We start from the raw sequence: 14,953 nt of genomic DNA, 5'->3' as shown, positions 1-14,953 counted from the left end.
ATGATGAGCATTTCCTATTACACCATGGATGACGCCGGAAGAAGAAAGCCCCCTTCTGCAAAGCAGAGTGTGGTGGAGCAGTTCCATAATCTGAGCGACGCATTGGCTCGATATCGTGAGCTGCCGGAAACAGGTGAAAAGACTCTGGGAATGGTCGACGGTATCCGCGCACTGGAATTGGTACGCTGTGTACCGCTGTTTCCCACAGACCGGGAAGGAGAAAGCATTCTCTCATCGGATCCGCGGAAACATGAGTTTTGGGCCAAACGGCCAGAGGCGATTCTGGCGATGGAAACCTGTAAGCGAATGCTGAGGCTTCGGTACATGACCCAGGGGATCATCCGCGTCCCGATCCCCGATGCAGAGGAACTGCCGAAGGAATTGAAGGGTAAGCGGTTGTGGATGAAGGACCCTCATGACGATCCAAAGACCGCGATTGAAAGAGTCCGAGTGATCGGTAAGGGACTCATGTTGCCGGAAGTCCTGCATGAGGAAGCCAATCCACCCCACCTGGTCTTTGAGTATTGGGTCAACTTGCTCACATCCGATGGTGCATACGACTTCCGCTCCATGCAGCCCTGGATGTTTGAACAGCTGGCTCAGCAAACATTGGCCCAGATGAAAGATGAAGAGGAGGAATGAGTGATGAGTCGGAGTCCCCAAAAAGAAGCAGCTCCCAGTTACGAGCAGCTCCCTGTGCAGATCCACGTAAAGATCTACCCCGCCAAGAAGAAGGGCGGACCCTTGGCCTTCGCGTCAGTCAATCTGAACGGATGCTTTGCGGTGCAGGGGATCAAGATCCTGGACAGCAAGAACGGTCCCTTTGTTTCCATGCCCAGCCGAAAGGTTGGTACGAAATACATGGATTACTGTTTCCCCTGCACCTCAGACTTCAAGCGTACATTTGATGAAGCGGTCCTGGAAGCCTACCGCCTGGAGATGCACCGGACCCAGAAGCAGCAGAACGGCCCGACGATGGGCGGAATGAATATGAAGGGGTGAAATACATCATGAAGAAATTGTTTACCATTTGTGCCGCGGTACTGTGTCTGACTGCCGCATTGACTCCGGCGGCCATGGCCGCCGAAACCCCGGAGGTCCAGGTGTGCTACCCTACATCGGTGACCCAGAGCGAGGATGGCAGTGAGATTCGAAAGATCTATGACCTGTCGCCGGAGGATGATCCCTTGGGAATTTCCCGCTCGGATTTTGAGCAGGACGGGTATCACTACACGCTGACAGATTTGCTCAAGCAGGAGCTCCCGGAGCATGAGGAACGCCAGCACACAGAGACGGTCTCGCTCCAGAGCGACAAAAAGGATATGGAATCCGTGCTGGCCCTGTTGCCCCAGGAAAAGGAGTTTGTGACAGAGGACGGTATGATCGGGACTCTGGAACTCCAGCTCAGTACGGTGCAGGTTGAAGTATCCGGATACGGCAGTTCCACCAAGAAAGTGACCGCCACCCGGTCTTATCCCAATCTGGTGAATCAGGATACCGCCAATATCCCTAAGACCATCACGGACAATGGCCGCACGCTGACGCTGGAGACCCTTCAGTGGCAGACAGACAACACCGCTTCTCTGGATGGATATGCCCTGGGTGACCGATTCACTGCGGTAGCTACTTATACCGGAAGTGCTACCAGCAGTTACGTGAAGGGGTATACGGTGACCGCGGACTACACCGGGACCGTCTCCCGCATTGCATTGGACCGAGTTCGGTATGTGGCCATCTTCGAGGGCGCTCCCATCCAGCCGCTGGCAGGAACTGAAGACAGCGGCGTAGGTCAGTTCAACTGGGGTGCTGTGCTGCTTCCGTTTGGGATCGTGGCGGCTGTCGGCGTAGGGATCGGTGCGGCGGTCTTCTTCCGTCGGCGCAGTGAAGCGGTGGAGGTCGAGAATGAAGAGCAGTCCCAGTAAGTAAACGTCAAATCAGCGTCTCAGAAGCTGAACAGGAAAACAGAGTTCCAAACTGGAACAGAAAGGAGAACGTATGAAAAAAGTATGGAGCGTCTTGCTCACTGTCTGCCTGATGGCAGGCATGACCATCCAGGCCGGCGCCCTGGAATACACTATCGACGCCCCCGGCGACCCTGACTATGGAAAGCCCACGTCCATTGAACCTGTGATCACGGCAGATGGAGGCGCCGCGGTCAATGAAGACCGCAGCAAGAATGCGGCGGTGATTCCACCCACGTTCGGCAGCCCCAGCGCCTATACCCCCAACACCGGCACGTACCTGACGCCCAATCTGGCTCCCGGCAGTATGGCAGCCACCGGTGCCGTCATCAACGGGGGATCTGCGGTGATTGTCACACCTGGGACTCCCGTCACCAGTTCGCCCTCCTCCGGCAGCTCTTCGTCCTCCGGCACCGTCGGCTATACCGAGGTGACGAAAGATCTCTATTATTCCGGTGGGTATCTCGCAACACTGAAGATCCCTGCCCTTGATCTCTCGGTAAAGGTCTATCAGGGAACAGACAGCGCTACGCTCCGCAAGGGTGTTGGACACTTCGAGGAAACTTCTATTTGGAGCGGAAATACGGCGCTGGCAGCACATAACCGAGGCGTCAATGACTATTTTGGAGAGATTCATACACTGGACATCGGGGACAAGATCCAGTACACCACAAAGCTGGGCACCCGAACCTATCGGGTGACTTCTGTGGAGAAGGTCTCTGAAACGGATCGGAGCAGCCTCACGCCGACCACGGAAAACTGCCTGACCCTCTATACCTGCGTCCGGAATCAAAGTGCATATCGCTGGTGTGTCCGGGCGGTGGAAGTGTGATGGTCAACCTGCTTCATTTTCAGGCTTTGTTTTTCCACAATCATCAATGGCTTTCCTCCTCATTCTTCGATATGATGAAAGGACAAAAGGACCGGCATGACGGTCCGCGAGTTCCTTGAAGCCCATCCCGATGCGGATCTGGATCTGTCAATCCCGGCAGGCCGAATCTATTTGGATGCTGCGGGTAGGAGGCGAATAGAGAGCGGCAGGCCAATAATTGCTGATAGCGGCAGCCTCAAAACCGCAACTTATGTACAGGCGGATGAACTGCTGAAACAGGTGGTCTGCTCCGCCTATCAGACCCACGGCCTGTGGCGGGTGTCTGCTACAAAAGATCACCGCGTCGGGAAAGCGGCCAGGTACTGGCCCAAGTTCAAGATGAGGAGGTAAGCGATGAAGAACAGAGGGAAAAACATTGGCCTGCTGTTGACGGGTATGGCAGCGGGAGCAGCCCTGTGCGGCGGCGCCTATGCCGCGGGAATCGTGGCCCAGCCCACTTGGCAGCCCATCTTCGTAGATGGACAGCAGGTGGAGATGGAGGCGTATAACATCAACGGCAACAACTATGTCAAGCTCCGGGACATCGGAAAGGAGGTGGGCTTCAACGTCTATTGGCAGAACGGAGTTCAGGTAGATAGCGATGCGGACTATACAGGTGAACCTCCGACATCCCCAGAGCCGGCTGCACCTGATGCTGCATCCGCGAACACGAAGGATCTGGATACGGTGAAACAGGAAATTGTGGACCTCACCAATGTTCTTCGGAAGGAACATGGCTTGGATGCATTGGGAACCGACGACCTCCTGATGCAGGCTGCACAGGTTCGTGCAGAGGAAATGGCTGCTACAGGATGCTATTCTCATGTGAGACCAGACGGAACGAAATACTACACTGTGACAGACTGCAGTCAGACCACGGAGAACATTCACCGGATCAATCAGGAATGGTTGACAGCCATTGGAAAAACGCTTGCGGAAGCGGCAGTGGATGATTGGGCTGCCTCGCAGGGGCACCTGGATCACATGCTGAGCGATACGGTATATATGGTGGGGGTCGGAATTGCCGAGGGAACAAATGCCGCAGGAGAGCCGTGCTGGTATTGTGTGCAGGAATTCTGCCCCAATGGCTATACAATCTCCTGGGTGGATGGACAGGCCATCTCCTGACTGAATGTTGGAAAAGCATAGACAGCGCATGGATTGGTGGGTATAATATAAAAAAGAGGAGGTGGTCAAAGGTGGTCTATCATGTCGATGAAATCCGCCAAATCGTTGCGCCGATTGCAAACAAGTATCACCTGAAGGCGGTCTACCTCTTTGGGTCCTACGCCAGAGGAACTGCCACGGAGAGCAGCGATATTGACTTGCTGATTGATACCTCCGGTACCGAGCTAAAGAGCCTGTTTGCACTGGGGGCGCTATACTGTGATCTGGAAAATGCGCTGCATAAGCCCATTGATCTCATTACAGTCAGTTCCCTGGAACAAAAGACTCAAATGCAGGGTGACCTGCAATTCCGGGAGACCATCAATCAGGAAAGGGTGAGTATATTCGATGCTGCCTGACTTACAGCGTATCCAGCACATTTTGGATTACTGCAGAGCTATTGAGAAGACAGTTCAGCGGTATGGAAACAGCTTTGAGATTTTTGATCAGGATGAGGATTTCCAACGTTCGATTTCGTTCAGCATTCTGCAAATCGGAGAGTTGAGCGGAGGCCTGTCTGAAGAATATCGGAAGAAGACCAGCAACCGTGTTCAATGGGGACCAATCAAAGGAATGCGGAATATGGTGGCACACAGCTATGGCAGCATGGACCGCCAAATCATTTGGGAGACTGCGATTGTGGACATTCCCACCTTAAAACAGTTTTGTGAAGAACAGCTTGAAGAATAAGAGGGAGCAGGCAGAAGCCTGCTCCCTTTGATTCAAAAATCATGAATCTTTGCAGTATCGGTTGAGTCCGCAGTTATAAAGAGCTGCCATGCGAGGCTCCAGTACGGGAATTTGCTCTTCATCCTCGTCGGTTTGCAGAAACCAGTAATCTCCATCTGTTCGCAGACCCTGGGCCAAATCCTTCAGAGTATAGACATCCATCTGGATACTACCTCTTTTCCATATGGACAGGATATAGGGGACATCCACATCGGATGGAGAATCAATGATAGCGAGGTTCAGCTCTGCAATAAAGGCGCCGCTGAACACCTGATCGATCTGTGCATCCTCAAAATCGCTGTCGGCAAAAGCCTCCACAGCCTCCGCCAAATCGGTGTTGTTCCAGACTGGAGCAATCACATAACTGTTTTTCAGATTGACTTGTTTCTTTCCCACGGGCTGAAAATCCGAGATGGGGATCAACTCATCAAGGGAAAAAGGTGCCGTTTTTGTTTTGGGTAAAAAGATCCTGGATGCGCTGTCAGCAGCCATGCTACCGGCCAATGCACGGATCGCCCAATCCAGGAACACATCGAAATTTCGTCCGGAATCCCGGCAGCGATGAAGCGCCTGGTTTTGAAATTTAGAAAACGTTTCATAGTCTGTCAGTGCCATGGGGGGAAGCGGGCTTTCCCACAGATCTTTCATGGGGGAGAAATTGAACATGGATGCCTCCTGATTCGACTGAAATCGACCTCCATTCTACCACAGCAGTCAGCAAGAAACAATGCGGAGCCGCACATCCTGTGCGTGCTTTTCAATGCCGTCCCAATAAGGGACGGCTCTTTTTTGTGTTCCAATTCACTCGAAATTTTTTATAGGCCGTGACAGGGGGGATGCAGCGGCCTTTCGAGTGGGCTGCCCGCCTGTCACGTGCGGAAAGGGCACTTATGAAAAAGAAACTCGTATCCCTTTTTCTGACCCTGCTGACTATTTTGTCACTGTTCCCAACAGCGGCTTTTGCAGCAGAGTCCACCGGCGTTGGGATCACGCCGGTGACGGACCCAAACCTCTGGACGACCCGCCTGACCGCATCCGGCCAGACATACAGCTACCGGCCGCCTACCGCAGCAGGCAGACAGCTCTATTGTATGGACCTTGGTTATTCCTATCGTTATGGAACGGAGTCCTTCCTCAAGTCTTATACCTACCGCTCTGCCACCGGCACAGACGCTGATGCGCTCTGGAGTGAAATGGTCGCCAAGACTGGCCTTGGTGAGATGGATGCGGTCACGCAGGAGAACGTCAAGTGGATGATGTCCTATATTGCGGACTACACCGGCGAGATCCCCGGCAGTCTGTTCATGGCGTTGCAGACTTATATCTGGGACAACCAGAGCGACAAGTCCGCGGGCGGTGACCCTTCCGGCGACATCGATGCCGGCGGCTTCGCCAATCAGGATACCTACGACCAGTATGTGGGGTATTACAACTGGCTCCTGGGTCAGAAAGCCAACGAGGATGCGGAATTGCAGGCACAGGTAGAGGAATACGCTGAACAAGGTATCCAGGCCTCCATTGTGGAGGATAACAGCTCCAAATGGGCGGTCCTGGCAACCTCCAGCGTCTCCGGCCGACAGGCATTTGCGGCTTATCATTCTACACGAAAAGTAATTACCAATGATAACCCACAGCCTGGTGACCCTGACGATCCCCCGGTCGCTGGGGATGGCGACATCACCTTTAAGAAGGTGCAGGCAGGAACAGACCGGGGCCTGGATGGCGCCGTCTATAACATCTATCGGGACGGTCAGATCGTTGGCAGCGATGTGACGTCCAATGGGGGAATCATCGAGGTAAACGATGTTACCAAGGGACTGTGGACCTTCGTGGAGCGAGAGGCTCCGGAGGGCTTCGCGCTGGACCCTACGCCCCACAGTGTCTATGTGGATGTCACCGATGGAGACAAGCAGTACACTGTCACAGCGGAGGATGAGGAACTCCCTAATTTGGAAATCATCAAAACGGACGCACTTTCCGGAGAACCAGTCCCCAATACGGTGATTTCTGTCAAATCCGTAACCGGCAGCTATTCTACCTCCGTGTCCACAGGAAAAGACGGAACAGCCACGCTGGAATCTCTGCCCGCCGGTGTTTACGTTCTGCGCGAGGAATCGGTTCCGTCGCCTTACGTTCTCTGCCATACCGAGCAGACTGTGGCACTCCGACCCGGAAAGACCACGGAAGCCCGGTTCCAGGACTACCAGAAACCGGGCCTTGAGATTTTGAAGAAAAACATTGCCGATAACAGCCCCATCGAGGGTGTGACCTACAAAATTGAACAGATCGATGGCGACTACTCCACCTCCGCCACCACGGACGAGCAGGGCCGTATTTTCCTGGAGGTGCCTGTGGGCAGCTATGAGATCACAGAGGTGAACGTACCCTCGAATGTGATCCTCTGCGATATTCCCCAGACCATTTCCCTTGAGGCGGGCGGAACACAGACGGTCACGTTCTTCAACGCCGTCAAACCCTCCCTGACCATTCTGAAGCGCAATTCGGTGACGAAAGATCCTCTGGAAGATACACGCTTCCACATCTACTATGGCAGCGATCACACCGAAACCGGAGAGATGCACGATCTGGGCACCTACTATACCGACTCTGACGGCAAAATCGTTCTCACCGATATCAACCGAGGATGGTATAAGGTGGTGGAGGAGGAACCCAGCACAGGATTCTCCATCCAGGGGGACGGCGTTTACGAATTCTATCTGGAAGGCGGCGCCAGCAAGGAACTGGTTGTGGACAACGTACCTCTGTCAGCATTGGTCGTTTATAAGTACGATTCAAAGACAGGAGCCGCCCTCGAAGGAGCGCGCTTTGAACTGCGTTATCTCAGCGGCGAGACATCCGGTACCGGCGGCACGGTGATCGGAACCTACACCACGTCGGCCAATGGCTCCTTTACTGTTACGGGACTTCGTGAGGGCATATATATCTGTCAGGAACTGGAAAGCCCGGACGGCCATATCATTGATTCGGAACCCCAGACCGTCTATATCTCCGGCAAGGACCAGGACGTGGTGACGCTGCGCTTCGGCAATGCGCCTCTGGGCTCTCTGCTGATCACGAAGGTCAGCAATGACGATAAGCATGAGCCGCTTTCTGATGTGGAATTCCTGGTGACCGACAGTGCCGGAAACTATCTCGGCAACGCCAACGGGAAGTATACGACCAATAGCGCAGGCGAGATCCTGATCGACGGCATTACTCCTGGAACCACGGTGGTGGTACGGGAAATTCGAGCAAAAACAGGCTATCTCCTGGACGGCACTCCCCAGTCTGCCCTGATCAAAAGCGGAGAAACCGCTCGTCTGGAGTTCCGAAATGCTCCTGCCGGCACGCTGATCATTCAGAAGAACAGCAGCGGAGCAGGCCATGAGCCGCTGGAGGGCGTGGAGTTCAAGGTGACATACGCAGACGGAAGCTTCGTGGCGGACGAGTATGGGCAGCTTTCCTCCAACGGTCTCTACTACACAGATAAAAACGGTCAGATCAAGATTACCGGTGTAGTCGGCACATTGGTGGTCACTGAGACTGCCACCATCCCCGGCTACACCATTGATCCGGCTACCCAAAGCCAGACAGTGGTCGTTCATCCAAATGACACGCAGACCTTGCATTTTTACAACACGCCTCAGACAACTCTGGTGCTCCAGAAATTCATTTCCGGGACGAAGAACGAGCCTCTGCCCGGCGTGGAATTCCTGGTGACGGATTCTTCCGGCGCAGTGGTAGGCCCCAATAACGGTGTCTATACCACCGGGGCAGATGGAAGAGTGGTCATTTCCGGCTTAACGCCCGGCACCACCGTCACCGCGCGGGAGACCAAAACAGCGGAGGGATATGTGCTGGATGGCACGCCTCAGAGTATCCTCATCAAGGAGGGTGAGGTCCAGACCCTGACCTTCTGGAACGAGCTTGCCGGGACCATTGTCATCCGAAAGCTGAATTCTGTGACGAAGGAGCCTTTGGCCGGTGTTGAATTTGAATTGACCTACGCGGATGGCAGCTATGTGGATGATGCCAATGGGCATCTTTCAAGCCTGGGTCTTTACACCACAGATGCCAATGGTGAGATCCGTATCTCCGGCATCACCGGGACAATCGTGGTAAAAGAGACCAAGACAATTGATGGATATACCATTGATCCGGCCACTCAGATGCAGACCGTGACCGTTAATCCCGAAGACACGCAGACGTTGACGTTTTACAATGATCCCATCGGCGGTGTGGAGGTCGTCAAGGTGGATGCGGACAAACAGACAAAGCGTCTGGCCAATGCCACCTTTGAGATCCGCAGGATGGATGACTCGTTGGTGGACACTGTGACCACCGATGAAAATGGCCGGGTATTTTTGCCTTTGGAGGACGGGGCCTATTATGGCGTTGAAATCCATGCACCGGAAGGCTTCAAACTGGATGATACCCCGCATTATTTTGAGGTGAAGAACGGGAAAACCACGATCCTGACCGTATCCAACCGTGCAATCTCCGGCATCCTCATCCACAAAACGGACAGTACCACTGGGGAAGGACTCTACGGTGTCTCTTTCATCCTGTATGACAGCACTAATAAGCCTATCGGCCAGTACACCAGCGACGATAGAGGCTATGTCTACATCGAGGATCTGGAGAGTGGCCGCTACTACTTGCGGGAGCTGGAAAATGAAGGCTATGTGCCGGATACCGAGCGGAAAACAGTCTATGTGAGATCCGGCCAGACGACGCTGGTGGAGTGGGAGAATACCCCCATCACCGGTCAGATCCAGATCACAAAAACCTCTGCGGACTACAACAGCATGAACGGCTGGCCTGCAGGGACGCCGATCCCCAACACGGAATTTGAGATCTACAACTATCGGACCGGTAATCTGGTGGATACCATCGTTACAGATAAGAATGGCGTAGCGATTTCCAAACCTCTGCCGTTGGGCCGATATAAAATTGTGGAATCCCGCTCTGCGGATTTTTACGGGCTGGATAAGACTCCCATTGAGGCGGAGATCGAGTTTGCCGGGCAGATCGTCAAGACGGCCATGACCAACAAGAGCCTGTATACCAATGTCAGCATCAAGAAGACCGGATATGTGGAAGCGGTCCCTGGTCAGATGCTGCGGTATGATTTTACCGGTATCGCCAACAATTCCACTACAGCCTTGGAGTCTTTCTACTGGAGAGACACCTTGCCTACCTTTGCGGCGCTGAACAAAATCGTGACTGGAACCTACAACGTACCCGGCAACTACAAGATCGTTTACAAGACCAACTACAGCGGCGACAACTGGCGGGTACTGGCGGATGATCTCAGCACTCAGCAGAACTACGTGCTGGATGTGTCCCCCGCAGTGCTGGGCCTCGGTTCCGGTGAGCGGGTGACGGAGTTCATGGTGTCCTTCGGAATCGTGCCCTCGAATTTCCGGCAGGTGGAGGCGCCGGTGGTATACTGTATCGCCAGCAAGTGGCTGACCGGCGGCAGCCAGGTGGTCAACCAGGCAGACGTCGGCGGCGTCCATAATGGACAATGGATCATGGCCACCTCCCGATGGGTGACCACGATTTACAAAGCCTCCCAGCCTCTGCCTCGGACTGGATATTAAAAACTTCATGACACAGAGCGCCGCCCATACGGGCGGCGCTCTCCTATTTGGAGGTGCGTATGAAAACCAAAAAACTGCTTTTTCTTGCCGCGACATTGGCCCTTCTGATTGCCGTTTGTGGTTCCACTGCCTTCGCGGCGGAGGGCGATGTGGCGGGTGCGATTGAGGAGACATGGGATGCGGCATCTGACCAGATCAAAACGGTCGTCGATAATGTGGTATTTCCTGCGCTGGACATGATTCTCGCAATCGCGTTCTTTGTCAAGCTGGGAAGTGCGTACTTTGATTATCGAAAAGGGCATCAGTTTGAGTGGGCAGGGCCCGCCATCCTGCTGGCCTGCCTGATCTTCTGCTTAACAGCACCAAAATATATCTGGGGGATCGTTGGAATGTGAAATTGATTAAGGGGCCGCACGATCCTGCGGCCCCTGCGTCGTATGATGGTGCGTCCCATTAGAGAGTGAGGTGACACCAGAAGTTGTTTATTTGGGATTTTGTAGCTGCCACTGTCATGGATAACCTTGTGGACTGGTTTTATGGTCAGATTGTCGGCTTCCTCGGGAACTTCTTTTCCCAGATGGGGAATATGGGTGTGGAGCTGTTTGATCTGGCATGGGTCCAGGCCATTGTTCTGTTTTTTTCCCGCCTTGCCTGGGCCCTGTTCGGGGTGAGTGTCGTTGTCTCATGCTTTCAGTTTGGCATTATGTATGTCAGCGGCGGGCGGGGGAATCTCCAGCAGACTGCGTTGAGTATTATCAAAGGGTTTCTGGCGGTGTCCCTTTTCACGATTGCCCCAGTTCGTCTTTATGCACTCTCCGTCTCTCTGCAAGGTACATTTTCTGCCGGGATCACGGGCTATGGCACCAGCATCGGAGAAGTGGGACAGGAGATCGTGGAGGAGCTGAGTGAAATCGATACCCTCTCTGAAATGCTGAACAACTCCTATTTCGGATTGGGCGTGCTGACAAGCTCCTTCATGATCCTGTTCTGTATCATTCTGATGACATACGCAGTAGTAAAGGTGTTCTTTGCAAATCTCAAGCGGGGAGGCATTCTGCTGATCCAGATTGCAGTGGGAAGCCTTTATATGTTTTCCATTCCGCGAGGTTACACAGACGGATTCGTGCAGTGGATCAAGCAGGTCATAGGGCTTTGCCTGACGGCGTTTTTGCAGTCCACCATCCTGGTAGCGGGGCTGATGGTGTTTAAAGACAATGCTTTGCTGGGCCTGGGCCTGATGCTATCAGCCGGCGAGGTGCCCCGCATTGCGGGCACGTTCGGCCTGGACACCACTACACATGCCAACATCATGTCCGCGGTCTATACGGCACAAACAGCTGTCAATGCCACCAGAATGGTCGCACAGGCGGTGACAGGAACATGAAAGGACTGCTATATGTCAGCAGTGGACCGGGAGAAGGTGGGTAGTTAATATGCTTCCAAATAACAAAATTGTTGTTCGTTATTGTCAATAGCTTTTTCATCTTTATTCGAGTATTGTTTGCTTGCAAAAAAACGAAGGAGTGAAGTTATGGATGGCGAAATGACAAACCTGTGTGTAAAAATTCCAAAGCCCGTACGAAAGCAGATCCAAGACCGACAGGATGCCAGAGGCTGTACAGTAGATGTCTACATGAATTGGATGATTGAAACATTTTTCAGAATGGAGGATCGGATCATGAAATTAGAACAGAGCGAACAGACGGATGTAAAAACTTTCTCCTTCCAGGTGCCGACGGAGCTGGTGGACCCCTTCAAGGAGTATCTGCGGAAGCGTCATCTCAAGCAAAGAGAGTTTTTCCTGGACTGCATCCAGCGGGCCATCGCAGAAGACGCAGAGCCCAAAACCACCGAAGAACAATAAGAAACAGGAATCAGCGCCGCCGGTAGGATATTGGCGGCGCTGATTGTTTGAAGGGAGCAATTTCATGTTTATTTACCCTGAAAATCTAAAGGCAAAGCCTAAGTTGTGGCTCTGGCAGCTGAGGGATATCTCCATCATCGGCATCTGCCTGATCCTCTCTGCTCTTGCACTGGCCCAGGGCATCGGGATGGCGCCGCTGGTGCTGACGTTCCTCTATGCCTTTCTGGCCATTCAGGTGGAAGATGCCAGTATTCTGGATTTCCTGCGGAAAGCAGCGTGCTTCCTGTTTTTGCAGCAACAATTTTATGAATGGAGGCTGGACCGATGAAAGGGATTCTCGCGCGGCTGGACAAAAGGAAAGAGGTCCAGCGGCATCAATCCACCCGGCAGCTCACGGGGATTTCCAGCATCACCGATCATGGGGTATCCACCCCTTACGGTGATTATACGTTTTTCTTGATCCGCCCGGATAACCTCTCCGTCCTCTCAGAAGATGCCATCCGGCAGCGGGTCGGCAATCTGGCAAACCTGATCAGCAATCGAGACGAGGTGACGCTTCTGGCATTGGATTCCCGTGCGTCATTCCTGCGCAACAAGCTGTTCTATCAGGCCCGGCTGGAGGAGGAAACGGAACCGGCGATCCGTCGGCTGCTGCAGTTGGATCTGGAGTATCTGGATGAGATCCAGGCATCTTCCGCATCCAAGCGGGAATTTGTGATCGCCCTGCGTGTGACGGAGAAAGAGGGCCATGATCCGGTGGTCCTGCATCAGATGGAAAAGAGCATTTCCAATGAAAATATCCCGGTCCGATTGGCGGAGCGGGAGGATATCAAGCGGCTGTTGTCGGTGTATTACCTGAATGATGCGGCGGTGATCGCTGTGGAGGATGTGGATGGAGAACAGGCGGTGATCATGCGTGGCTAAGAAAATACAGAAGAAAAAAAGAAAGGCCGCTGCGAAAGCTCCGGCGCCCCGGCCGAAGGAGTTCCTGGATATGATCGCCCCCGCAGCGGTCAAATTCAATACCGAGAACTATGTTTTCGGCACTACCTGTCGCAGTACCATGGCCCTGAAAGGATACCCGCCCACCACGGAGGACCTGGCTCTCCTGTATCGCCTCAGTGAGATGAGCGGCGTCAATATCCGACTGACAGCCCGAAAGCTGGCGGATGGCGAGGAGGATGCCATCATCCAGGCCAGCAGCAACAAAAATCGGATGGAACTGGGGGCCACCAAGATGAAGCAGAGTGTGGTGGCAGAGGCCACACTGGAAGATGTGCGGGGAATGCTGCTCAAGCAGCGCAATGAGCGGGAAGCGCTCTTATCTTGTACCGTATTCGTGGAATTGGTCGCAAAGAGCATGGATGAGCTGCAATCCCTGAAGGGGACGGTCTCCTCTATGCTCAGCCGGAGCAGACTGCAGGCAGACCCCTTGTTTCTCTGCCAGCTCAAGGGATTTCAGTCTGTCAATCCCGTCGGCAGGAATGTGCTGGGGGCGTATGTGGAGCGGGTCCTTCCCGCAACCAGCATCGCCAATCTCTATCCCATCAGCTATTCCGGCAAAGCGGACCCGCACGGATTCTACATTGGCCATGAGAAATATGGTTCCAATGTGTTCGTGGACCTGGATCAAAAGGAGGGCGACAAGACCAGCGGCAGCGCCACGATCCTGGGTAACTCCGGCCAGGGCAAAACTTACCTGCTCCAGCTCCTGCTTTGCAACGTGCTGGAGGCGGGGAAGAGAGTGATCTGTCTGGACTCTGAACATGAGCTGGAAGATTTCTGTATGAATCTGGGGGGAAGCTATCTGGACCTTCTGAGCGGTCAGTACCGGATCAATCTGCTGGAACCCCGCCGCTGGGACGACGGGACGGGAGAGGATGACCCGGAGGCTCCGCCGGCATTCCGTGGAACGCTTCTGTCCCAGCATACCTCGTTCCTCCGTGACATTTTCCGGGTCTACAAGGACTTCGACACACCTCACATTGATACATTGGAGATCATGGTGGAGCGGCTCTATCAGAAGTGGGGGATCTCAGATGACACGGACTTCTCCCGACTGCGGCCCACGGACTACCCGATCCTTTCCGATTTGTATCAGCTTCTCGAGGATGCATACAACCACTACGATGACAACGGTCTCCATCAGCTCTATACGGCGGAGATCCTCCGGGACCTGCTGCTGGGATTGCACTCCATGTGCAAGGGGGCGGACTCCCGGTTTTTTAACGGCCATACCAATATCCAGTCCGCCCGCTTTCTGGTGTTCGGCGTGAAGGCACTGGATGATGTAGCCCAGAACCTGCGGGACACCATGCTGTTCAGCATCCTCTCCTACATGTCCGGCCAGCTCCTGACTGCGGGCAATTCCGTGGCCACCATCGACGAGCTGTACCTGTGGCTCAACAATCCCACCGCCATCACGTATATTCGCAATGCGCTGAAACGGGTGAGAAAGCGGGAGTCCGCCCTGATTCTCGCCACGCAGAATCTGGAGGACTTCGATCAGCCTGGGATTCGGGAGATGACCCGGCCGCTGTTCGCCATCCCTACGCACCAGTTTTATTTCAATGCAGGCGTTGTGGATCAGCAATTCTATATGCGGAATCTCCAGCTGCAGTCCTTTGAATATGAGATCATCAAAAATGCCAAGAGGGGAGAGTGTCTGTACCGCTGCGGTACGGACCGCCACATTCTGAAAGTGGTGGCGCCGGAGTACAAGGCAAGACTGTTCAAGAGGCAGGAGACAGGACAA

14 protein-coding genes and 1 pseudogene are annotated in these 14,953 nt (G+C 53.9%); 14 read left to right on the top strand and 1 reads right to left on the bottom strand.

The annotated features are described in order from the left end of the window. The first annotated feature begins 3 nt into the window (after window positions 1-3). The 7 genes from KFE19_04030 (at window position 4) to KFE19_04000 (ending at window position 4,689) form a co-directional block, all read left to right on the top strand. Complete coding sequence (locus KFE19_04030) at window positions 4-642, top strand: hypothetical protein (GenBank protein ID QUO38686.1); 639 nt, start codon at window positions 4-6, stop codon at window positions 640-642. A gap of 3 nt (window positions 643-645) precedes the next feature. Then, window positions 646-1,002: a SpoVG family protein gene (locus KFE19_04025; protein QUO38685.1), complete on the top strand. Its 357-nt coding sequence runs from the start codon at window positions 646-648 to the stop codon at window positions 1,000-1,002. Window positions 1,003-1,010: 8 nt separating this feature from the next. Next, window positions 1,011-1,922, top strand: a complete 912-nt coding sequence (locus KFE19_04020; GenBank protein ID QUO38684.1) for a cell wall anchor protein — start codon at window positions 1,011-1,013, stop codon at window positions 1,920-1,922. 73 nt (window positions 1,923-1,995) lie between these two features. Next, a complete protein-coding gene (locus tag KFE19_04015; protein ID QUO38683.1) occupies window positions 1,996-2,793 on the top strand; it encodes a class D sortase in 798 nt (265 codons plus the stop codon). A gap of 393 nt (window positions 2,794-3,186) precedes the next feature. Continuing rightward, window positions 3,187-3,960: a CAP domain-containing protein gene (locus KFE19_04010; protein ID QUO38682.1), complete on the top strand. Its 774-nt coding sequence runs from the start codon at window positions 3,187-3,189 to the stop codon at window positions 3,958-3,960. Window positions 3,961-4,031: 71 nt separating this feature from the next. Beyond that, window positions 4,032-4,358 (top strand): nucleotidyltransferase domain-containing protein, encoded by a 327-nt coding sequence (locus KFE19_04005; protein QUO38681.1) that lies wholly within the window; start codon window positions 4,032-4,034, stop codon window positions 4,356-4,358. Continuing rightward, window positions 4,348-4,689 carry a DUF86 domain-containing protein gene (locus KFE19_04000; protein ID QUO38680.1) on the top strand — a complete coding sequence of 114 codons (342 nt, stop codon included), beginning with the start codon at window positions 4,348-4,350 and terminating at the stop codon, window positions 4,687-4,689. Before KFE19_04005 ends, KFE19_04000 begins: the two co-directional genes overlap by 11 nt. Before the next feature lie 39 nt (window positions 4,690-4,728). Here KFE19_04000 and KFE19_03995 read toward each other — a convergent pair whose 3' ends face one another. Beyond that, a complete protein-coding gene (locus KFE19_03995) occupies window positions 4,729-5,394 on the bottom strand; it encodes a hypothetical protein (GenBank protein QUO38679.1) in 666 nt (221 codons plus the stop codon). Between the two features lie 170 nt (window positions 5,395-5,564). Between KFE19_03995 and KFE19_03990 the strand changes: the two genes are divergently transcribed. The 7 genes and pseudogenes from KFE19_03990 to KFE19_03960 all read left to right on the top strand — a co-directional run bounded on the left by KFE19_03990 (window position 5,565) and on the right by KFE19_03960 (window position 14,932). Further along, complete coding sequence (locus tag KFE19_03990) at window positions 5,565-10,334, top strand: hypothetical protein (GenBank protein QUO38678.1); 4,770 nt, start codon at window positions 5,565-5,567, stop codon at window positions 10,332-10,334. Between the two features lie 59 nt (window positions 10,335-10,393). Then, entirely contained in the window at window positions 10,394-10,729 is a 336-nt protein-coding gene (locus KFE19_03985) for a DUF3852 domain-containing protein (GenBank protein ID QUO38677.1), read from the top strand. A gap of 83 nt (window positions 10,730-10,812) precedes the next feature. Then, window positions 10,813-11,718, top strand: a complete 906-nt coding sequence (locus KFE19_03980; GenBank protein QUO38676.1) for a hypothetical protein — start codon at window positions 10,813-10,815, stop codon at window positions 11,716-11,718. Between the two features lie 294 nt (window positions 11,719-12,012). Further along, entirely contained in the window at window positions 12,013-12,198 is a 186-nt protein-coding gene (locus KFE19_03975; protein QUO38675.1) for a hypothetical protein, read from the top strand. A gap of 64 nt (window positions 12,199-12,262) precedes the next feature. Next, window positions 12,263-12,526 (top strand): hypothetical protein, encoded by a 264-nt coding sequence (locus KFE19_03970; protein QUO39517.1) that lies wholly within the window; start codon window positions 12,263-12,265, stop codon window positions 12,524-12,526. After that, window positions 12,523-13,122: a hypothetical protein gene (locus KFE19_03965; protein ID QUO38674.1), complete on the top strand. Its 600-nt coding sequence runs from the start codon at window positions 12,523-12,525 to the stop codon at window positions 13,120-13,122. Before KFE19_03970 ends, KFE19_03965 begins: the two co-directional genes overlap by 4 nt. Further along, a pseudogene (locus tag KFE19_03960) lies at window positions 13,115-14,932 on the top strand (type VI secretion protein). The gene KFE19_03965 and the pseudogene KFE19_03960 overlap by 8 nt, the downstream one beginning before the upstream one ends. The last annotated feature ends 21 nt before the right edge of the window (window positions 14,933-14,953 follow it).

Source organism: Dysosmobacter sp. Marseille-Q4140 (assembly GCA_018228705.1).
In the GTDB taxonomy this organism is placed as follows: domain Bacteria; phylum Bacillota; class Clostridia; order Oscillospirales; family Oscillospiraceae; genus Oscillibacter.
The sequence above is the reverse complement of the archived record's forward strand: the minus strand, read 5'-3'. Positions and strand labels throughout refer to the sequence as shown.